The 20,682-nt window shown below is 68.2% G+C and carries 15 protein-coding genes; 11 read left to right on the top strand and 4 right to left on the bottom strand.

Translation table 11 applies throughout. From position 1 onward, the window contains the following. Window positions 1–29: 29 nt before the first annotated feature. Window positions 30–311 (bottom strand): hypothetical protein, encoded by a 282-nt coding sequence (locus QPK32_RS13925; protein WP_290413416.1) that lies wholly within the window; start codon window positions 309–311, stop codon window positions 30–32. Continuing rightward, entirely contained in the window at window positions 308–505 is a 198-nt protein-coding gene (locus QPK32_RS13920; RefSeq protein WP_290413415.1) for a hypothetical protein, read from the bottom strand. The genes QPK32_RS13925 and QPK32_RS13920 overlap by 4 nt, the downstream gene beginning before the upstream one ends. Here QPK32_RS13920 and QPK32_RS13915 point away from each other — a divergent pair. From QPK32_RS13915 to QPK32_RS13870, 10 genes are all read left to right on the top strand, one after another. Continuing rightward, the gene (locus tag QPK32_RS13915) at window positions 504–1,445 is read left to right on the top strand and encodes a GlxA family transcriptional regulator (RefSeq protein WP_290413414.1); all 942 of its coding nucleotides are present in this window, start codon (window positions 504–506) and stop codon (window positions 1,443–1,445) included. The genes QPK32_RS13920 and QPK32_RS13915 overlap by 2 nt on opposite strands. A 258-nt stretch (window positions 1,446–1,703) precedes the next feature. Continuing rightward, window positions 1,704–2,945 carry an acetylornithine/succinylornithine family transaminase gene (gene astC, locus QPK32_RS13910; RefSeq protein ID WP_290413413.1) on the top strand — a complete coding sequence of 414 codons (1,242 nt, stop codon included), beginning with the start codon at window positions 1,704–1,706 and terminating at the stop codon, window positions 2,943–2,945. A gap of 72 nt (window positions 2,946–3,017) precedes the next feature. After that, entirely contained in the window at window positions 3,018–4,058 is a 1,041-nt protein-coding gene (locus tag QPK32_RS13905) for an arginine N-succinyltransferase (protein WP_290413412.1), read from the top strand. A 14-nt stretch (window positions 4,059–4,072) separates the two neighbouring features. Further along, window positions 4,073–5,113: an arginine N-succinyltransferase gene (gene astA / locus QPK32_RS13900; protein ID WP_290413411.1), complete on the top strand. Its 1,041-nt coding sequence runs from the start codon at window positions 4,073–4,075 to the stop codon at window positions 5,111–5,113. Window positions 5,114–5,157: 44 nt separating this feature from the next. Continuing rightward, window positions 5,158–6,627, top strand: a complete 1,470-nt coding sequence (gene astD, locus QPK32_RS13895; RefSeq protein ID WP_290413410.1) for a succinylglutamate-semialdehyde dehydrogenase — start codon at window positions 5,158–5,160, stop codon at window positions 6,625–6,627. A 15-nt stretch (window positions 6,628–6,642) separates the two neighbouring features. Beyond that, window positions 6,643–7,986, top strand: a complete 1,344-nt coding sequence (gene astB, locus QPK32_RS13890; RefSeq protein WP_290413409.1) for an N-succinylarginine dihydrolase — start codon at window positions 6,643–6,645, stop codon at window positions 7,984–7,986. A 196-nt stretch (window positions 7,987–8,182) separates the two neighbouring features. Beyond that, window positions 8,183–12,889 carry an NAD-glutamate dehydrogenase domain-containing protein gene (locus tag QPK32_RS13885; protein WP_290413408.1) on the top strand — a complete coding sequence of 1,569 codons (4,707 nt, stop codon included), beginning with the start codon at window positions 8,183–8,185 and terminating at the stop codon, window positions 12,887–12,889. 4 nt (window positions 12,890–12,893) lie between these two features. Then, a complete protein-coding gene (locus QPK32_RS13880; RefSeq protein ID WP_290413407.1) occupies window positions 12,894–13,931 on the top strand; it encodes a succinylglutamate desuccinylase in 1,038 nt (345 codons plus the stop codon). A gap of 122 nt (window positions 13,932–14,053) precedes the next feature. After that, a complete protein-coding gene (locus QPK32_RS13875; RefSeq protein WP_290413406.1) occupies window positions 14,054–15,169 on the top strand; it encodes an NADH:flavin oxidoreductase/NADH oxidase in 1,116 nt (371 codons plus the stop codon). Between the two features lie 136 nt (window positions 15,170–15,305). Then, entirely contained in the window at window positions 15,306–16,172 is an 867-nt protein-coding gene (locus QPK32_RS13870; protein WP_290413405.1) for a GIN domain-containing protein, read from the top strand. Between the two features lie 78 nt (window positions 16,173–16,250). Here the strand turns inward: QPK32_RS13870 and QPK32_RS13865 are convergent, their stop codons facing one another. Further along, window positions 16,251–17,423 (bottom strand): globin domain-containing protein, encoded by a 1,173-nt coding sequence (locus QPK32_RS13865; protein WP_290413404.1) that lies wholly within the window; start codon window positions 17,421–17,423, stop codon window positions 16,251–16,253. A gap of 242 nt (window positions 17,424–17,665) precedes the next feature. Between QPK32_RS13865 and QPK32_RS13860 the strand changes: the two genes are divergently transcribed. After that, window positions 17,666–19,153, top strand: coding sequence for an amino acid permease (locus QPK32_RS13860; RefSeq protein WP_290413403.1), 1,488 nt, complete (start codon window positions 17,666–17,668; stop codon window positions 19,151–19,153). 215 nt (window positions 19,154–19,368) lie between these two features. Here the strand turns inward: QPK32_RS13860 and QPK32_RS13855 are convergent, their stop codons facing one another. Next, window positions 19,369–20,469: an NADH:flavin oxidoreductase/NADH oxidase gene (locus tag QPK32_RS13855; protein ID WP_290413402.1), complete on the bottom strand. Its 1,101-nt coding sequence runs from the start codon at window positions 20,467–20,469 to the stop codon at window positions 19,369–19,371. Between the last annotated feature and the right edge of the window lie 213 nt (window positions 20,470–20,682).

Genomic DNA, 20,682 nt, shown 5'->3' with positions numbered 1-20,682 from the left:
AAAATCCATTGCAGGCTGTGGCGATGGCGTCAGGGTTCGCTGAAGATGGCGTCGCAGCCGTCCTTCGGCTCCTCGGTATCCTGCAGTTCGTCGACCAGGCCCAGGTCGAACAATTCCTCGACGGCGTTCATGAAGCTGTTCAACTTGGTGGCGCCGATCAGGCGATAGATCTCGCCGGCCTCGTTGCGCACGCCGATCCGCATTTCTTCCTCGCGCACCTCGTCGGGCGTGGCCACGTCGAGCAGCAGGTTGCCGATGATGTGCTTGTCGAAATGGGCGGGCTTCTTACCTTCCAGCAGGGCTGTTTTCACGGGTGTTCCTTTATGGTGTTGCCTGGCGCGCGGTCCAGTTCATCGAAATCGCTGCCGCCATGGCGGCGGACAGGCGGATTATAGCCGCCGCCATGCAGTTGTTCTCCAGTATCATAGACAACCGAACCAACTTCCGGCGCAAGCCTCATCCCGTCACCGCAATGTCCACGAACCGCCGCGCGCAGTCCCTCCATGGCGCAAGCTGAGTTGTCCCGCCTGGCGCAGGAGGCGCCGCTGCGCATCCTGCTGGTCAACGGCGGCGAGCCGGACTCGCTGACCTGGTCCGGCCTGGTCCAGCCGCTGCGCCTGGCGGCCAAGGTGCTGGGCCCGGAGCGCCTGCACGTGGACGTGCGCAGTCCCGACAAGTTCGCCAGCGAGGCCCAGCGCCACTGGCACCTGGTGCTGCTGGCCGCCGACGAGGCCGAGGCGGGACTGCGGCCCGCCAACCTGCGCCTGCTGGCGCGGCGCTGCCGCGAGGCGCCGTGCTGGGGCGGCGTCGGCGCCGGCGTGCTGTGGCTGGCCGAGGCCGGTGTGCTGGGCGGCGTGCGCATCGCCTTGCCCTGGTCGCTGTATCCGGACGCCGACATGCTGGCCGACCAGTCGCTGCTGAGCCCGCACCTGTACGAAGTCGACGGCACCCGCCTGAGCTGCTGCGGCGGCGCCGGCAGCCTCGACTTCGCCCTGACCCTGGTCGACCTGCTGTTCGGCGCCACGGTCCAGGCCCAAGTCAAGGAAATCCTGTGCGTGGACCGCGTGCGCGGCCCGGAAGAGCGCCAGCGCGTGGCCCTGCAGGCGCGCTTCGGCGTGCTGCAGCCCAAGCTGACCGAAGCCGTGACGCTGATGGAGGCGAACATCGAGGAACCGCTGTCCACCGACGAGATCGCCCAGCTGGCCGGCATCTCGCGGCGCCAGCTGGAGCGCCTGTTCAAGCAATACCTGGGCGCCTTGCCCTCGCGCTACTACCTCGAGCTGCGCCTGAAGCGTGCACGCCAGCTGCTGCGCGACACCAATTACTCGATCGTCCAGGTCGGCCTGATGTGCGGCTTCTCCTCCGGCTCCCACTTCTCCACCGCCTTCGGCGCCCTGTTCGGCAACACCCCCCGCGAAGAACGCCAGCGCAAGCTCAGCGACTAGCAAAAATTCGGGGTCAGAGCACATTATGTTGGCAGGTTGGCCGGCAATGGCCGACATAGCCCGAGCATCGGCCAAACTTGGGCGAAGTTGCAAAAATAATGTGCTCTGACCCCGAATGTCGGGGTTTTGTTGCCAGTCCAAAAATGAAAATGCCTGTCGCAGATCGGAAAGAAGGGCGAGGTTTGGCTTCCTTATAATGAAGCGCTCGGCGCGGCTGCTGGAGTTCGCGCGAACATTAATTTGGATGAGGAAAACGTCATGAATGCTAAGCTCGAATCGGGTGTCACCACGCGGCCTGTCACACGCCAGACTTTCGACGAGGTGCTCGTCCCGACCTACGCCCCGGCCGCGATGGTGCCGGTGCGCGCCGCGGGCCTGGACGTCTGGGACCAGGACGGCAAGCATTACCTCGACTTTACCTCCGGCATCGCCGTCTCCAGCCTGGGCCACTGCAACCCGGTCCTCGTCGACGCCATGACGCGCCAGATCAATACCCTGTGGCACCTGGGCAATGGCTACACCAATGAGCCGGTGCTGCGCCTGGCGAGCGCGCTGACCGAGGCGACCTTCGCCGACCGCGCCTTCTTCTGCAACTCGGGCGCCGAAGCCAACGAAGCGGCGCTGAAGCTGGCGCGCAAGTACGCGCACACCAAGTTCGGCTCGCACAAGTCGCGCATCGTGTCGTGCTACTCCTCGTTCCACGGCCGCACGCTGTTTACCGTGTCGGTCGGCGGCCAGTCGAAGTACACCGAAGGCTTCGAGCCGCTGCCGCCGGAAATCAACCACATCAACTACAACGACATCGAGTCCGCGCGCGCCGCGATCAAGGACGACGTGGCCGCCGTGATCGTCGAGCCGATCCAGGGCGAGGGCGGCGTGATCCCGGGCGACGTGGCCTTCCTGAAGGCGCTGCGCGAACTGTGCGACCAGACCGGCGCGCTGCTCGTGTTCGACGAAGTGCAGTCCGGCGTGGGCCGCACGGGCGCCCTGTACGACTACATGAACGTGGGCGTGACCCCGGACATCCTGACCTCGGCCAAGGCGCTGGGCAACGGCTACCCGATCGGCGCGATGCTGACGACCGAGGAGATCGCCCAGCACTTCAACGTCGGCTCGCACGGCACCACCTACGGCGGCAACCCGCTGGCCACCACCGTGGCGCTGAACGTGGTCGAGCAGATCAACCAGCCGGCCTTCCTGGCGCGCGTGCGCGAGGCGTCCGCCAAGGTCTTCGCCAACCTGGAGAAGCTGGCTGCCGACTACCCGCAGCTGTTCGCCAAGCCGCGCGGCAAGGGCCTGCTGATCGGCCTGCCGATGGCCGACGGCACCAAGGGCAAGGCCAAGGACTACACCAAGGTCGCGGAAAAGCTGGGCCTGATGCTGCTGATCGCCGGCCCGGACGTCGTGCGCCTGGCGCCGGCGCTGATCGTCTCGGACGAGCAGATCGCGGAAGCGGACCGCATCATGCGCGCCGCCGCCGACGAGTTCGCGGCAGCGTAATCCCGCCATGATGCGGCGCGGCCCGGGCGACCGGGCCGCGTCGTTCCGACCGATGCCTTTCCGGGAGTTTCCATGTACGTAGTCCGTCCGGTAGAACCAGCGGATGTCGGCGCCCTCGAGACGCTGCTCGCCGCGTCCACGCCGGGGGTGCATACGCTGCCGCGCACGCGCGAGAAGATCGCCGCGTTCGTCGAGCGCTCCGTCGCCTCGTTCGCGGCCCATGTCGACATTCCCAGCGAAGAGTCCTACCTGTTCGTGCTGGAAGACCTGGCCACGCGCACGCTGGCCGGCACCGCCGCCATCCACGCGTCGGCCGGCTCGAACGGCACGTATTTCGCGTTCCGCAACGACGTCATCCAGCAGGTCTCGCGCGACCTGAACATCAGCCACAGCGTACACGCGCTCACGCTGTGCTCGGAGCTGACCTCGTATTCGCAGCTCTCGGGCTTCTACATCAAGCGCGGCGAGGACGCGGCCCGTGAAGCGGCCCTGTTGTCGCGCGCCCGCCTGCTGTACGCCGTGCTGGCGCCGCACCGCTTCGGCGACCGCTTCTTCGTGCCGCTGGCCGGCGTGACCGACGAGAACGGCCAGTCGCCGTTCTGGGATGCGCTGGGCCGCAAGTTCTTCAAGATGGACTTCCTCGATGCCGAGCGCACCATCGGCGGCGCGCGCAATCGCACGCTGATCGTCGAGCTGATGCCGCACTACCCGGTGTACGTGCCGCTGCTGCCCGGCCCGGCCCAGGCGGCGATGGGCCAGATCCATCCGAACGGCCAGCTCGCCTTCGACCTGCTGACGGAAGAGGGCTTCGAGGCCGACGAATACATCGACATCTTCGACGGCGGCCCGATCCTGCAGGCGCACAAGAACGGCCTGCGCTCGTTCCGCGGCGCGGTGGTGCGCAAGGTCGCCGGCAGCGAACAGCAGCCGCCCGCGCGCGGCGGCAAGCCGGCGCTGGTCGACTATGCCATCGCCAGCAGCGAGCGCAAGTTCCGCGCCATCGTGCTGTCCTGCCCGCCGCTCGACGTCGGCGACGCGATCGGCCTGCCGCCGCAAGCGCGCGAGGCGCTGGGCGTGGCCGCCGGCGACAACGTCATTTGCGTGCGCCTGTGAAGAAAGAGGAATCCATGCTCGTCATCCGTGCAATCACCCAGGGCGACGTCGACCCCCTGATCCAGATGGCGCACCAGGTCGGCAGCGGCATGACGACGCTGAAACCCGACCGCGCCATGCTGGGCGAGCGCGTCGCCATCGCCGTCGCCTCGTTCGCCCAGGCCATCCCGCCCGAACAGCGCGACTACATGTTCGTGATGGAAGACACCGCCACCGGCCGCCTGGCCGGCGTGTGCGCCATCAAGGCGGCGGTCGGCCTGACCGAGCCCTTCTACAACTACCGCATCGGCACGCTGGTGCACTCCAGCCGCGAGCTGAACGTGTTCACGCGCATGGACACGCTGTACCTGTCGAACGACCTCACGGGCTCGAGCGAATTGTGCTCGCTGTTCCTGATGCCGGAATACCGCCAGGGCTACAACGGCAAATGGCTGTCCAAGAGCCGCTTCCTGTTCATCGCCCAGTTCCAGCACCTGTTCACCGAGAAGATCATCGCCGAGATGCGCGGCTACCAGGCCGAGGACGGCACCTCGCCGTTCTACGAAGGCCTGGGCCGGCACTTCTTCAAGATGGATTTCGACCACGTCGACGGCCTGACGGCCGTGGGCAAGAAATCCTTCATCGCCGAGCTGATGCCGCGCCAGCCGCTGTACGTGGCCTACCTGCCGGATGACGCCCAGCAGGTGATCGGCCAGGTGCACAACTCGACGCAGCCGGCCAGGAAGCTGCTGGAGCAGGAAGGCATGCACTACGAGGGCTATGTCGACATCTTCGACGCCGGTCCCGTGCTGCAGGGCCGCGCGGCCGAGCTGCGCGCCGTGCGCGAGTCGATGCTGGCCGTGGCCGACGAAGGGCAGCCGGCTCCCGATGCGGCGCCGCTGCTGGTGTCGAACACGCGGCTGGACGATTTCCGCATGGTGCTGGCGCATGCCGCCAACGAGGACGGCAAGGTCGCCCTGTCGGTGCGCGAGCTGCAGCTGCTGCACTGCCAGCCTGGCGACGAGGTGCGCACGCTGACCCTGAATCCGGGCAAGACGCAAACGCGAAAGAACTAAGCAAAGCCCGGAGCGCAAGCCCGGAGCAAACACGGAGGAAGAACATGGCTAACCTGTCGAACTACATCAACGGCGCCTGGCGCGCCGGCAGCGGCGCGGAACTGGCCACCATCGACCCGTCCACCGGCCGCCGCACCTGGACCAGCAATGCGTCGACGGCCGACGACATCGTGCAAGCCGTCGGCGCCGCCCGCGCCGCCTTCGAGGCCTGGGCCTTCACGGACCTGGAACAGCGCATCGCGATCTGCCAGCGCTTCCGCGACCTGCTCAAGGAGCACAACGAGGAACTGGCCGCCATCATCGCCGAGGAAGTGGGCAAGCCCCTGTGGGAAGCGCGTACCGAAGTGACGACGATGGCGAACAAGGTCGACATCTCGGTGCAGTCGCACACGGCCCGCACCGGCGAGACGAATGCCAAGGTCGCCGACGGCAACGCCGTGCTGCGCCACCGCCCGCACGGCGTGTTTGCCGTGTTCGGCCCCTACAACTTCCCCGGCCACCTGCCCAACGGCCACATCGTGCCGGCCCTCATCGCCGGCAATACCCTCGTGTTCAAGCCCAGCGAATACGCGCCACGCACGGCCGTGCGCACCGTGCAGCTGTGGGAACAGGCGGGCCTGCCGGCGGGCGTGCTGAACCTCGTCAACGGCGGGCGCGACACGGGCGTGGCCCTGTCGCAGAACCCGGACATCGACGGCATCCTGTTCACCGGCAGCAGCCACACGGGCGTGGCCCTGCACAAGCAGCTGGCCGGCCAGCCCGGCAAGATGCTGGCGCTGGAAATGGGCGGCAACAACCCGCTCGTGGTGTGGGACGTGAAGGACGTCGACGCCGCCGTGCACCACACGGTGATGTCGGCCTTCATCTCGGCCGGCCAGCGCTGCACCTGCGCGCGCCGCCTGGTCGTGCACGACACGCCGGAAGGGCAGGCCTTCATCGAGCGCCTGGTCGAGGTGGCGGCCAAGCTGGCCGTCGGCCCCTCGAACGCCGAGCCGCAGCCGTTCATGGGTCCGGTGGTCTCGGCCGCCGTGGCCGCGCAACTGGTCAAGGCCCAGGCGATGATGGAAGAGAAGGGCGGCAAGGTGCTGCTGCCGCTGCGCCAGCTCGACCCGCAGGCCGGCTTCGTCACGGCCGGCATCGTCGATGTCACGGATGCGCAAGGCATCCCGGACGAGGAATGGTTCGGCCCCCTGCTGCAGGTGATCCGCGTGCCGGACTTCGATGCCGCCATCGCCGCCGCCAACGCCACCGAATTCGGCCTGGCCGCCGCGTTGCTGTCGCCTTCCGAAGACCTGTGGAAGCGCTTCGCGATCCGCGCGCGCGCCGGCGTCGTGAACTGGAACCGCCCGACCACGGGCGCCGCCAGCTCGGCGCCCTTCGGCGGTGTCGGCAAGTCCGGCAACCACCGCCCCAGCGCCTATTACGCGGCCGACTACTGCGCCTACCCGGTCGCCTCGATCGAGACGTCCGAACTGGAGATGCCGGCCAAGCTGTCGCCGGGATTGAGCTTCTGAGGACGAACCACCCCTATGTACAACGCCCGTGAATTCAACTTCGATGGCCTGGTCGGGCCATCGCACAACTATGCCGGCCTGTCGTTCGGCAACGTCGCTTCCTTCAACAACGTCAAGAGCGCATCGAACCCGCGCCAGGCCGCGCTGCAGGGCCTGGCCAAGATGCGCGCGCTGGCCGCGCGCGGCTTCGCGCAAGGCCTGCTGCCGCCGCAGTCGCGTCCCAACTTCCGCATGCTGCGCCGCCTCGGCTTTTCCGGCACCGACGCCGACGTGCTGGCGGGGGCATACCGCGAAGCGCCCGTGATCCTGGCCTGCGCCTACTCCGCCTCGCCCATGTGGACCGCGAACGCCGCCACCGTCAGCCCCTCGGCCGACACGGCGGACGGCCGCGTGCACTTCACGGCGGCGAACCTGAACAATAAATTGCACCGCGCCGAGGAACACGTGCAGGCCACGCGCACGCTGCGCGCCCTGTTCGCCGACAGCGATCGCTTCGTCGTGCACGATGCGCTGCCGTCGACCCCGGCCTTCGGCGACGAAGGCGCCGCCAACCACACGCGCTTCGCGGGCAGCTACGGCGCCGCCGGCGTCGAGTTCTTCGTCTACGGCCGCGTCGAGTTCGACCCGTCCGCGCCCGCGCCGAAGAAATACCCGGCGCGCCAGACGCTGGAAGCCTCGCAGGCCATCGCCCGCCTGCACGGCCTGGATGGCGCGCGCACCGTGTTCGCCGCGCAGAACCCGGACGTGATCGACCAGGGCGTGTTCCACAACGACGTGATCGCGGTCGGCAACGGCAACGTGCTGTTCTACCACGAGCAGGCCTTCGCCGACGAAGCGGGCACGCTGGACGCGCTGCGCCGCGCGCTGGCCGGCGTGGGCACGGACCTGCAGGCCGTGCGCGTCGACACGGCCGCGGTGCCGGTCGCCGACGCCGTCGCCAGCTACCTGTTCAACAGCCAGCTGCTCTCCAAGCCGGACGGCCGCATGGCGCTGGTGGTGCCGCACGAATGCCGCGAGAACGCGGCCGTGTCGGGCTACCTGCAGCAGCTGGTGGCGTCCGGCGGCGCGATCGACGAACTGGTCGAGTTCGACCTGCGCCAGAGCATGCGCAACGGCGGCGGGCCCGCCTGCCTGCGCCTGCGCGTGGTGCTGACGGATGCCGAGGCCCAGGCCATGCACCAGGGCGTGCTGATGAACGACGACCTGTATGCGCGCCTGGTGCCCTGGGTCGAGCGCCACTACCGCGACCGCGTCGAGCCGAAGGACCTGGCCGACCCGCAGCTGGCGCGCGAATGCATGGCGGCGCTGGAGGAGCTGGAACGCATCCTCGGCCTGCCGGGTTTGTACGACCTGTCGTAAGAAAGCACAAGGATGCTGCCGCGGCCAGCGGACCGGCCGGGCGGCATGTTCTAATAACGGATTAGCTTCCGGTTACAAGGAAGCGTGTAGATCGGAACGGGACAACCCTGTCCGTAGAAGCGGGAAACGAAACGAGAAGCGCGGCCGCCACAAGCGGCGGCGCAACCCGCGCAATCAATCAGCTCTGGAGAAGCAAATGAACAAAGACATGCCTCAAGACCTGCGCAGCAATATCCTCGCGCTCGTCAACGAGAACAAGCCGGCCAATGCGGGCGAGCAGACCGGTGCCCTGATCGGCGCCTGGCTCGGCTCCCTGGACGAGGAAGACCTGGCCGGCATCGCGCCCGCCACCCTCGCGCCGGTGCTGTGGGACGGCTTCGCGCAGGTGACCCAGCGCACCGGGCCGGGCTGCCAGATCGCCCAGATGCGCTACACCGACGGCGCATGCGGCATGTCGACCGCCCTCCTGATCCTGAACGAGGACATGCCCTACCTCGTCGACTCCTTCGTGATGGCGCTGCGCCGCCAGCGCGTGGTCGCCTCGGGCGTCATGAACGCCGTGCTGCCGGTGCGCCGCGACGCGTCGGGCAAGGTGAGCGCCGTCGGCGAAGCGGGCGCGCCGCTCGAATCCTATGTCCTGTGCCTGCTGGCCGAGGACATGCCGCAGCAGGAACTGACCGACCTGATCGCGCGCCTGCAGATGGTGGCGCGCGACGCCGCCATCGTCCACCGCGACAACCTCGCCATGCGCGACCGCATGACGCAGGTCGCTGCCGCGTCGGCCAGCCAGGGCACCGCGAACGGCCAGGAAGTCTCGTCCTTCCTGGAGTGGGCCAAGAACGAAGGCTTCGAGCCGTTCGGCTATGCCTACTACTTCGTCAAGCCGGGCGAGACCGAACTGGAACGCGACATCCCGAGCCGCATCGGCGTGCTGCAGGATACGGCGCACCCCGTGTACGGCACCTGCCTGCAGAACATCCCGGGCGACCTGAACATCCTGTCCAAGCGCGACGAGACGCTGTCGATCGTGCGCGCCGACGTGGCCGGCACGCTGCACCGCGACCAGCCGCTGGACTTCATCGGCGTGCGCGCCACCGACGCCCAGGGCAATACCGTCGGCGAACACTGCTTCGTCGGCCTGTTCACCCGCGCCGCCACCTCGACGCCGCTGGCGCGCCTGCCGTTCGCGCGCGGCCGCGTGGCCAAGGTGCTGGGCATCGCCGGCGTGCGCCAGGAAGGCTTCCGCGCCGAGAAATTCATCGAGATCCTGGAATCGCTGCCGCGCACCGAGGCGCTGGAGGCCGATCCGGAATGGCTGGCCCAGGTCTGCAGCGCCGTCGTCTCGCTGTACAAGCAGCCGCGCGCCAAGGTGTTCGCGCGCCGCGACGTCTACGCCCGCCACCTGAACGTGCTGGTCTACCTGCCGCGCGAGCGCTACAGCGCCGCCATCGTCGCCGCCATGGCGCAGGCCCTGAAGGACAGCTCGGGCGCCAGCGACGTGCGCACCCAGACCCTGGTGGCCGACGGCCCGCTGGCCCGCGTCTACCTGATCGCCCAGGCCGCGCGCAATCCGCTCGACCTGGAAGCCGACATCCAGAAGCCGCTGCTGTCCGTGCTGGACGGCTGGCACGACCGCTACACCGCCCTGACCGATGCCGTCGCCGACGTCCCGACCCGCAACGCGCTGCGTAAGCTCTTGCCGACGCTGCCCGTCAACTACGTCGCCGCCACGGCGCCGGAAGTCGCCTTCCGCGACGTCGTCGCCATCCTGAACAACGGCAAGCCGAACCACGTGTCGGTGCGCATCGAAGCCGATGCCGGCGAAGGTTCCTCGATCCGTCTGTACTCGACTGGCTCCGTGCCTTCGCTGTCGCGCATCCTGCCGGCGCTGCAGAACGCCGGCGTCGCCATCGACCGCGAGCAGAGCTTCTGGATCGCCACCGCCGACGGCACCCGCCACTACGTCACGAGCCTGATCGTCGACGCCGAATCGGCCGCCAAGCTGGCCAAGCCGGGCATCGGCGACGCGGCCGAGGAACTGTTCGCCGCGCTGATCAACGACGAAGCGGAAGACGGCCGCCTGAACGGCCTGACCGTCGAAGGCGGCCTGTCGCTGCGCGAAGTGCAGCTGGTGCGCGCCTACCTGGGCTACTGGCGCCAGGCCGGCAGCAAGTTCTCGACCCGCTACATGGCCGAGACGCTGCGCGTGCGCGCCGACCTGGTGCGCGAACTGGTCGAAGGCTTCAAGCTGCGCTTCAACCCGGCGCTGTCGCAGGACGAGCGCGCTTCGGGCAACGCCAAGCTGGAAGCGCTGAAGGCCTCGCTGGCCGGCGTGAACCACGCCGACACCGAAGAGATCATGGCCGCCATGGTCGACCTGGTGATGGCCACCGTGCGCACCAATTACTATCAGAACGACGGCGAGAAGATCATCTTCAAGTTCGACACCAGCAACCTGCAGCTGGTGCCGGAACCGCGTCCGTTCCGCGAGATCTACGTGTTCTCGCGCCGCTTCGAAGGCGTGCACCTGCGCGGCGGCCCGGTCGCCCGCGGCGGCCTGCGCTGGTCGGACCGCATGGAAGACTACCGCACCGAGGTGCTGGGCCTGGTGAAGGCGCAGATGGTCAAGAACGCCGTGATCGTGCCGGCCGGCTCGAAGGGCGGCTTCGTCTGCAAGCAGATGCCGGCCAATGCCGCGCGCGACGTGGTGGCGGCCGAGGGCGAGGCAGTCTACCGCCTGTTCATCGCCAGCCTGCTGGAAGTGACCGACAACCGCGTGCGCGGCGAGATCGTGGCGCCGGAAGCCACCGTGCGCTACGACCAGGACGATCCCTACCTGGTGGTGGCGGCCGACAAGGGCACCGCGACCTTCTCCGACATCGCCAACAGCATCGCCGTCTCGCGCGGCTTCTGGCTGGGCGACGCGTTCGCCTCGGGCGGCTCGAACGGCTACGACCACAAGAAGATGGGTATCACGGCCAAGGGCGCCTTCGAGGCCGTCAAGCGCCACTTCTACGAGATGGGCCACGACATGAACACGACCCCGGTCACGATGGTGGGCGTGGGCGACATGTCGGGCGACGTGTTCGGCAACGGCGTGCTGCTGTCGCGCCAGTTGAAACTGCTGGCCGCGTTCGACCACCGCCACATCTTCCTCGACCCGAACCCGGACGTCGCCGTCTCGTTCGCCGAACGCCAGCGCATGTTCGCGTTGCCGCGCTCCTCGTGGGAAGACTACGACAAGTCGCTGATCTCGCAGGGCGGCGGCGTGTATCCGCGTAGCGCCCGCCACATCGAGATCTCGCCGGAAGTGCGCGCCGCGCTGGACATCCAGGAAACCAGCCTGACCCCGGAAGAGCTGATGCACCGCATCCTGCTGGCGCCGGTCGACCTGTTCTACAACGGCGGCATCGGCACCTACATCAAGGCGTCGACCGAGACCCACGCCCAGGTGAAGGACCGCGCCAACGACAATATCCGCGTCAGCGGCAACGAGCTGCGCGTGAAGGTCGTGGCCGAGGGCGGCAACCTGGGCGCGACCCAGGCCGGCCGCATCGAGTTCGCGCTGGCGGGCGGCCGCATCTTCACCGATGCGATCGACAACTCGGCCGGCGTGGATTGCTCGGACCACGAAGTCAACGTCAAGATCTGGCTGGACACCGAAGTCAATGCCGGCCAACTGCCGGAAGCGGACCGTAACCGCATCCTGAACGAGATGACGGGCGACATCGAAGACCTGGTCCTGCGCGACAACACGCTGCAGACCCACCTGCTGGTGCGCGAAGCGCAGGCGCAGGGCAACGCCGCCGTGGTCGACGGCTATGCCGCCCTGATCGCCAGCCTGGAGGCGGAAGGCGCCGTGTCGCGCGAGCTGGAACAGCTGCCGAGCGAGACCGAGCTGCAGCGCCGCAAGGCACTGGGCCTGGGCCTCACCACGCCGGAACTGGCCGTCGTCGTCGCCAACGTCAAGAACCGCTTCAAGCGTACCCTGGCCGCGCTGCCGCTGACCGAGCAGCCGTGGGCCGAGACCATCCTGCGCCCGTATTTCCCGGCGCAGCTGGTCGCGACCCGCGATCCGCTGGCGCACCCGCTGGCCAACGCCATCCTGGCGACCGTGCTGGCCAACGAGGCGGTCAACCGCTGCGGTCCGCTGATGCTGCGCGACCTGGCGCTGGAACACCGCATCGACGACACCGCCGTGGTGCTGGCCTGGGGCCAGGCCTGGGCCGCGCTGCACCTGGCGCCGGTGTTCGACGCGCTCGACGCCGACGCGCTGGCGGTGCCGCGCGACGTGTCGCAACAGGTCGATGCGCGCACCCGCGTGATGCTGCGCACCGTGATCGAGGGCGTGCTGTCGCTGCCGGCCGAACAGAGCGGCGCGGGCGGCATGGCCGAGCTGTCGGCGCTGTTCGGTTCCCCGGACGAGGTGGCGAAGCTGCTGCCGGCGCGTACCGAAGCGGACATGCAGAGCACCCTGTCGCCGGCATTCGCGCAAGCCTGGAAGACCGTCGACACGATCGAGTCGCTGGCGGCCTTCCTGTTCGCGGCCGTCTCGGTCCAGCGTCCGCAAGGCATGTCGCTGGCGCAGTTCCTGGAAGTGGGCATGGCGCTGCGCGCGAAAGCCGGCATCGACACGCTGGAGCGCGGCCTGAAGCTGCCGGCCACCAGCAAGTCGCAGGAACAGCTGCGCAACTATGCGCTGCAGGCACTGCGCCGTACGCAGCAGCGCCTCTTGCTGCTGGTGCTGGAGCGCAGCAAGGGCGGCGACATGCTGGCCGGCGTCGACGACCTGGCCGCATCGATGGGCCTGACGGGCTATGCCCAGGCGACGGACCTCGAGCAGGCCATGCTGGACGTGTGGTCGCTGTCCGAAGGTTCGAACCCGGAACGCCTGGCGGCGTAAGGCGATGAGCGCGACTTCCCAAGACGCGCTGCCGGAATCGGTCCGGGCCCTGGCCCGGGCCGATTTCGGCGAAGTCGCCCGGCGTTTCACGCAAGCCGGCTTCGCGGTCGGCCAGCCCGCCAAGGGCGTGCTGACCGTCCGCGGCGCGGTTCGTTCCCACGAACGCGCCAGCGTGCTGCTGTCGGTGGGCGTGCACGGCGACGAGACGGGACCGATCGAGATGGTGGCGCATGCCATCGAAGCCTTGTCGCGCGAACCGTCCGCGCTGGCCGTGGACTTGATGCTGTGCGTCGGGAACATCGATGCGATCGCGGCCGGCAAGCGCTTCATCGATGCCGACCTGAATCGCATGTTCCGCGCCGAGCGGGGCGACCTGGCCGGCACCTTCGAGGCCGGGCGCGCCGACGACCTGATCGCCGCCACGGCCGCCTTCTTCGACGGCGCCGGTCCGCGCCGCTGGCACCTGGACCTGCATACGGCGATCCGCGGCTCGCGCTATCCGCGCTTTGCCATCGTGCCGCAGCTGATCGAGGAGGGCGCGCGCAACGCCCTGATCGGCTGGCTCGGCACGGGCGGCATCGAGGCCGTCATCATGAATCCCGCATCGGCCGGCACCTACAGCTACTGGACGGCGCAGCGGCACGGCGCCGCCGCGACGACGGTGGAGCTGGGCCGCATCGGCACGCTGGGGCGGAACGACCTGTCGCAGTTCGCCGCGATGGCGTCCGCCCTGCATGGCCTGCTGCGCAGCACGCCGGCGCAGCAGGATATGCAGGGCAGCGCACCGATCGTGTTCGACACGGCGCGCTCCATCATGAAACTGTCCGATGCCTTCCGCATGGGGTTCGGCAAGGATACCGAGAACTTCACGCCCTTGAAAAAGGGCGACGTGATCGCCACCGACGGCGACACCGTGTACACCGTGCAGCACGACGAGGAATTCGTCGTGTTTCCGAATCCGGACGTGCGCGTCGGCTTGCGGGCGGGGATCATGGTGGTGCGCGCGGACGTGTCACGTATCGTCCGTTCGGGCGCAGGTTGAACGCGTGGGCGGGGGACCCGCCCACCCTACGTAGGGTGGACGGCTCCGCCGTCCGCGCGTCCAGCAGAATTCTCCCCGGAGCGCTAGACTAACCGCTTCGAACCAAGCGGGAGTCTTCCCTCATGAGCAAACTGTTTTCCCCCATCAAGCTGGGTCCCCTCGACCTGCCCAACCGCATCGTCATCGCCCCCATGTGCCAGTACTCGGCGCAGGACGGCTTTCCCACCGACTGGCACACGATCCACCTGGGCCACCTGGCGCTTTCCGGCGCGGCCCTCCTCATCATCGAGGCGACCGCCGTCGAGCCGGAAGGCCGCATCACGGCCGACGACCTCGGGATCTGGTCGGACGAGCACGTGGCCGCGCTGGAGCCGGTGATCGCCGCGATGCGCCGCTATGCCCCGATCAAGATCGCCATGCAGCTCGGCCATGCGGGCCGCAAGGCGTCGAGCGAAGTGCCCTGGGAGGGCGGGGCCAACGTGCCGGTCGGCCATGCGCGCGGCTGGCAGACCGTGGCGCCGTCCGCGTTGCCGCATGCCGAGGGCGAAACGGTGCCCGTCGCGCTGGACCGGGCAGGCCTGCAGCGCGTGAAGGACAGCTTCGTCGCCGCCGCGCGCCGCGCCGATGCGCTGGGCCTGGATGCGATCGAGATCCACGGCGCCCACGGCTACCTGCTGCACCAGTTCCTGTCGCCGCTGGCGAACCAGCGCGACGACGAGTACGGCGGCTCGCTGGAAAACCGGATGCGCTTCCCGCTCGAGGTGTTCCAGGCGATCCGCGCCGCCGTCTCGGGCGAGATGGTGGTGGGCATGCGCATCTCGGCCAGCGACTGGGTCGAGGGCGGCTGGGACGTCGAGCAGAGCGCCGTGCTGGCGAAGGAACTGGACAAGCTGGGCTGCCAGTTCATCCACGTGTCCAGCGGCGGCGTGTCGCCGCGCCAGCAAATCCCGCTGTCGCCGGGCTACCAGATCGATTTCGCCGCGCGCATCAAGGGGGAAGTCGCGATGCCCGTCATCGGCGTCGGACTGATCACCGAGCCGAAGCATGCGGAAGCGATCGTGCAGGACGGCCAGGCCGACATGGTGGCGCTGGCACGCGCCATGCTGTACGACCCGCGCTGGCCGTGGCATGCGGCGGCGGAACTGGGGGCCACGGTGACGGCGCCGCCGCAGTACTGGCGCTCGCAGCCGCGCGAGCACAAGAACCTGTTCGGCGACACCCGCCTGGGCCAGCGCTGATCGCTCATCCGGCGTAGCGACCGTTCATGCCGCCTTTCCTGCAGATCGTCGCACGTGGAAGGCCGGCGCGGGTGGACCTTGTTAGAGTGTAAATCGGGCATCTCCTCTTTTACCGACAACAAGAAAAGGTCCATCCATGCGTACCCAGCTCGCCATCGTCCTTGCCTTCACCTGCGCTGCCCTGGGCGGCTGCGCCATCGTCGTCGCCCCGAATGGCGACGACGTCCAGGTCCGTACCCCGTTCTCCGGCGGCACCGAGGGCGACGGCGTCGTCACGCGCGAGCAGCGCACCGTCGGCACCGTCCAGGGACTCGAGACCAACGGCTCGGTCGTGGTCGACGTGCGCGTCGGCCAGGCGACCTCGCTCGCCGTGGAGGCGGACCGCAACCTGCTGCCGATGGTGCGCACCGACGTGCGCGGCGACCGCCTGATCGTCGAGACCAGCGGCTCTTTCCGCAGCCGTAACCCGATCCGCGTGATCTATACGGTGCCGAACCTGACCGACGTGCGCCATAGCGGCTCCGGATCCGTCTCGGTGCAGGGCTTGAACGGCGCGCCGCTGACGGTGTCGAGCCGCGGCTCCGGCTCGGTGCAGCTGGCCGGCCGCGTGGCCAGCCTGGACGTCGACAGCAACGGCTCGGGCAGCATCGATGCCGCGAGCCTGGAAAGCGCCAGCGCCAACCTGCGCCTGACCGGCTCGGGCCGCGTGAAGGTGGGCCAGGTGCGCGGCGACTATGCGATCGCGCGCCTGGACGGTTCGGGCCAGCTGAGCGTGGGCGGCAGCGTGCATGCGTTGACGGCACGCTCGACGGGCTCGGGCCACCTCGACCTGGCCAACCTCGCCAGCGACGAGGCCGACCTGTCCTCGACGGGATCGGGCGGCATCACGGCCAACGTCAAGCAGTCGCTGATCGCGCAGAACGGCGGTTCGGGCGGCATCCGCGTGTACGGCAACCCGGCGCAGCGTTCCGTCAACGGCAACCGCGTGCAAGTGGTGAATTGAACGCATGTCGAACGCGTGGACGGCGAGCCGTCCACCCTACGCGGGTAGGGTGGACGGGTTCCCCGTCCACGCGTTCAATCACAACAAATGGTCGAGCAGTTCCGGCCCGAACACCTCGCGATGCAGGCGCGCCGCCGGCACCCCCGCCTGCAGCAGCGCCAGCCACTGCGCCTGCATGAACTTGTGCGGTCCGCACAGGTACACATCGGTCTCTTCATGCTGCCATGCCGGCAGCTTTGCCACGTCCATGCGGCCGTCCGCGTCCTCGTAAAAATTCACCACCGCCAGGTTCGGCATGACGGCCTGCAGCGCATCGACCTCCGCGCCCAGCGCGTGGTGGGCCGCGTCGCGCGCCGCATGGGCGAAGACCACGCGGCGCCGTGGCGCCACCTGGGCGATGCGCTTGACGGCCGCCACCATGGGGGTGATGCCGATGCCGGCCGACAGCAGCACGATGGGGCGGTCGGATTCGGTGTCCGGCGTGAATTCGCCGAACGGATGCGAGACCCGCAGCACTGAGCCGGCCCGCACGTTCGCGTGCAGCCAGTTCGACACCTCGCCGGCCGGCGTGTCCGCCGCGGCATCTTCGCGCTTGACCGAGATGCGCATCGTGCGTCCGTCCGGCGCATCCGACAGGCTGTACTGGCGCAGCTGGTGACGCCCGCCCGGCAGGTCGACGGCGACGCTGACGTACTGGCCGGCCCGGAAGGCGGGCAGCGGCAGGCCGTCGGCGGGTTCGAAGCGGATCGACAGCACGTTGTCGCTCTCGCGCACCACCTCCAGCACGCGCATCGGGCGCGTATCGCCCGGCTGGATGCCGGCCGTGGCATACATCTCGGCCTCCGCCTGGATCAGCAGCCTGGCCAGCGAACCATAGGCTTCGCGCCAGGCATCGAGCAAGGCCGGTGTGGCGGCGTCGCCCAGCGTGTCGGCGATGGCCTTGATCAGGTGGTGGCCGACGATCGGGTAGTGCTCGGCGCGGATGCCGACCGAGACGTGCTTGTGGACGATGCGCTCGACCACCGGACCCAGCGCCGCCGGATTGCCGATATTGGCCGCGTACGCGAACACCGCCGCCGCCAGCGACTGCTGCTGGCGGCCCTGCGCCTGGTTCCCCATGTTGAACAGGCGGGTCAGCGCCGGGTGCGTGCCGAGCATGTCGGCGTAGAAGCGGCTGGTGATCGTGGCGCCGTGCTCGCGCAGGACCGGCACGCTGGCATCGATATAGGGGCGGGAAGCTTCGGAGATCATGGTCGTTCCTTTAATGATGCATTTGAAATGCAGATTTATGGCCAAAAAAACGCCGGCGGGGCGAATCCGGCGGCAACGCGACCATTGTAATCAAAGATGCTAAGAAAATGCATCTTTTGAAGTTATTTTTTCTTGCATTGAAGATAGCCCCGGCAAAAGCCCTATAATCGCAGGTTTTGGGTGGGTATATCTCATCCGCATGACGACAGCGTGACCGCGACCCGCGACAGAGGACACTACCCGTGAACGAGACCCTGGGCCAAAAGCTCTTCCGAACCAAGAATTCCCAGCACCAGTTCGAAGCCGGTCATGCCCATGGCGGTGGCCTGGGCCGTTCGCTCGGCCTGTTCCCGCTGACGATGATCGGCGTCGGCGCCACCATCGGCACGGGCATCTTCTTCACGATGGTCGAGGCGGTGCCCAAGGCCGGGCCGGCCGTCGTGCTGTCCTTCCTGTTCGCGGCGATCACCGCCGGCCTGACCGCGCTGTGCTACGCCGAACTGGCCGACCGCGTGCCGGCGTCGGGGTCCTCGTATTCCTTCGCCTATGCCACCGTGGGCGAATTCGGCGCCTTCGTCGTGGCCGCCTGCCTGCTGCTCGAATACGGCCTGGCGGCCAGCGCCACGGCGATCGGCTGGTCCGACTACCTGAACAACTTCCTGCAGAATGCCCTCGGCTGGCACATCCCGGACGCGCTGCGTTCGCCCCTGATCGTCGCGGGCAAGAACGGCATCGAGCTCCACGCTGGCCACATCAACCTGCCGCCGATCCTGCTGGTGCTGCTGTGCTGCGTGCTGCTGGTGCGCGGCACCAAGGAATCCGCGACAACCAATGCGGTCATGGTGGTGATCAAGCTGGCGATCCTGGTGTTCTTCGCGGCGATCGCGTTCACCGGTTTCGACATCAACAACTTCCACCCGTTCTATGCGTCCGCCACCAGCCACGGCCTGGGCGGCATGGCCGGCGTGACGGCGGCCGCCGGCACCGTGTTCTTCTCCTTCATCGGCCTGGACACCATCGCCACCGCTGGCGAGGAGGTCAAGAACCCGACCCGCGACGTGCCGATCGGGATCCTGGCCGCGCTCCTGATCGTCACCGTGTTCTACATGCTGGTGGCGGTGGCCGCGATGGGCGCCCAGCCGGCCCGCATGTTCGAAGGCCAGGAGGCGGGCCTCGCCGTGATCCTGCAGAACGTCACCGGCAAGGCCTGGCCCGCGCTGGTGCTGTCGGCCGGCGCCGTGATCTCCGTGTTCTCGGTGACGCTGGTGACGATCTACGGCCAGACGCGCATCCTGTACGCGATCTCGCGCGACGGCCTGATCCCGAAGGCCTTCCAGGCCGTCAACCCGCGCACCAAGTCGCCGGTCGTCAACACCCTGATCGTCTGCATCGTCGTCGGCCTCGTGGCCGGCCTGGTCGACGCGACCTTCCTGTGGGACATGGTGAGCATGGGCACGCTGACGGCCTTCATCGTCGTCTCGATCGCCGTGCCGGTCATCCGCGCCAAGCAGGGCGAGACGGGGCGCAAGGGATTCCGCGTGCCGTTCGGGCCGTACTTCATCCCCGGCCTGTCGATCCTGGCCTGCCTGTACCTCGTGTTCGGGCTGTCGCACACGACTTATGTCGTGTTCACGATCTGGATGGCGGTGGCGGTGGTGACGTATTTCGGGTACGGGATCCGGCATAGCCGCTTGAACAAGGTGGCGCACGTTTCCGAAACCACGCACTAAACACGGCGCACTAAAACAACGTCGTCCCCGCGCAGGCGGGGACCCAATGTCCATGCCGGAGTCGGCGCAAACAAAAAAGCCGCGTACCTGAAACAGGACGCGGCTTTTTGCTGCATGCGACTTCGGTGCTTTACCTTGGGTCCCTGCCTGCGCAGGGACGACGGTTCATCTGCCGGTGGCAGCGAGACGACGTGGTGGTGTGCGCAAGCAGGCGCTTACTTCTGCATGCTGTAGCGTTCCAGCCAGTGCGCATACGGCGCCGGCAGCACCCAGGTCGGGCGCTCGATGCCCAGTTCCTTGGCGGCCTGCAGCGGGTAGTGCGGGTCGGCCAGGTGGGCGCGGCCCACCATCACCAGGTCCAGCTGGCCGTCGGCGACGGCGCGCTCGGCCAGGTTCGGGCCGTCGAAGCCCCAGGCGGATGCCACCGGCAGGCCGGCCTGCTCGCGCACGCGCTTGGCCACCGGGCCCAGGAAGGCCGGGCCCCAGGGGATGTTCACGTCCGGGATGGTGAAGTTGACGCTCACGCTCAGCATGTCCAGGCCGCGCGCGCGCATCAGGCGGGTCAGCTCGATCGATTCGGCCAGCGTCTCTTCGTCCTTGCCGTCGTATTCGATGACGCCCATGCGTGCCGTCAGGGGCAGGTTCGCGGGCCAGACTTCACGCACGGCTTCCAGGGTCTCGAGCAGGAAGCGGCTGCGGCCGGCGAAGTCGCCGCCGTACGCGTCGGTGCGCTTGTTCGAGTGCGGGGACAGGAAGCTTTGACCGAGGTAGCCGTGGGCGAAGTGCAGTTCCAGCCATTCGAAGCCGGCGTCGCGGGCGCGGCGGGCGGCGTCGACGAAGTTCGATTTCACGCGGGCGATGTCGTCCAGCGTCATCTCCTTCGGTACTTTCGGCAGGTTCTTGCCGAAGGCGACCGCCGACGGGGCGATGGTGTCCCAGCCGTATGCGTCGCTGGACGGGATGTGGTCGTCGCCTTCCCACGGGCGGTTGGCGCTGGCCTTGCGGCCGGCGTGGCCGATCTGGATGCCGGCGACGGCGCCGGCGGCCTTGATGCGGGTGGCGATATGGGCCATGCCCTCGACTTGCGCGTCGCTCCACAGGCCGGCGCAGCCCGGGGTGATGCGGCCTTCCGGCGACACGGCGGTCGCCTCCACGATCACCAGGCCGGCGCCGCCGCGCGCGAGGCCGGCGTAGTGGACCTGGTGCCATTCGTTGACGAAACCGTCATTGGCCTGGTATTGGCACATCGGCGGCACCGCGATGCGGTTGCGCAGGGTGACGTCCTTGAGTTTGAAAGGGGTAAACAGGGCTGACATGGACAATCTTCTTCGGTAATGATCAATATGGCCACGGGGCGGACCCGCGGCGTGCGTTCGATGCCCGGCAGGCTGGCGCGATTCGTTGGATGTCCGGCGCGGCGGCCGCGAGGCAAGCGGCCCGACAGTATGCCCGATTGCCGCGAAACCTGCCGGCGGCGGGCCGGCCGGGCGTTATCTTGTATAATCCCGCCGGCCAATCGCATCCTCTCT

Origin of the sequence: Massilia sp. YIM B02763, from assembly GCF_030412015.1 — a bacterium.
GTDB lineage: Bacteria > Pseudomonadota > Gammaproteobacteria > Burkholderiales > Burkholderiaceae_D > Telluria.
Note: the sequence above shows the minus strand (reverse complement) of the source record. Positions and strands in the feature narration are given on the sequence as shown.

Excerpts from the sequence above, each read along its gene's own strand:
- QPK32_RS13915 (WP_290413414.1), top strand. The coding sequence starts at position 504 with ATGGCGCAAGCTGAGTTGTCCCGCCTGGCGCAGGAGGCGCCGCTGCGC.
- QPK32_RS13920 (WP_290413415.1), bottom strand. The coding sequence starts at position 505 with ATGGAGGGACTGCGCGCGGCGGTTCGTGGACATTGCGGTGACGGGATG.
- astC (WP_290413413.1), top strand. The coding sequence starts at position 1,704 with ATGAATGCTAAGCTCGAATCGGGTGTCACCACGCGGCCTGTCACACGC.
- QPK32_RS13905 (WP_290413412.1), top strand. The coding sequence starts at position 3,018 with ATGTACGTAGTCCGTCCGGTAGAACCAGCGGATGTCGGCGCCCTCGAG.
- astA (WP_290413411.1), top strand. The coding sequence starts at position 4,073 with ATGCTCGTCATCCGTGCAATCACCCAGGGCGACGTCGACCCCCTGATC.
- astD (WP_290413410.1), top strand. The coding sequence starts at position 5,158 with ATGGCTAACCTGTCGAACTACATCAACGGCGCCTGGCGCGCCGGCAGC.
- astB (WP_290413409.1), top strand. The coding sequence starts at position 6,643 with ATGTACAACGCCCGTGAATTCAACTTCGATGGCCTGGTCGGGCCATCG.
- QPK32_RS13885 (WP_290413408.1), top strand. The coding sequence starts at position 8,183 with ATGAACAAAGACATGCCTCAAGACCTGCGCAGCAATATCCTCGCGCTC.
- QPK32_RS13880 (WP_290413407.1), top strand. The coding sequence starts at position 12,894 with ATGAGCGCGACTTCCCAAGACGCGCTGCCGGAATCGGTCCGGGCCCTG.
- QPK32_RS13875 (WP_290413406.1), top strand. The coding sequence starts at position 14,054 with ATGAGCAAACTGTTTTCCCCCATCAAGCTGGGTCCCCTCGACCTGCCC.
- QPK32_RS13870 (WP_290413405.1), top strand. The coding sequence starts at position 15,306 with ATGCGTACCCAGCTCGCCATCGTCCTTGCCTTCACCTGCGCTGCCCTG.
- QPK32_RS13865 (WP_290413404.1), bottom strand. The coding sequence starts at position 17,423 with ATGATCTCCGAAGCTTCCCGCCCCTATATCGATGCCAGCGTGCCGGTC.
- QPK32_RS13855 (WP_290413402.1), bottom strand. The coding sequence starts at position 20,469 with ATGTCAGCCCTGTTTACCCCTTTCAAACTCAAGGACGTCACCCTGCGC.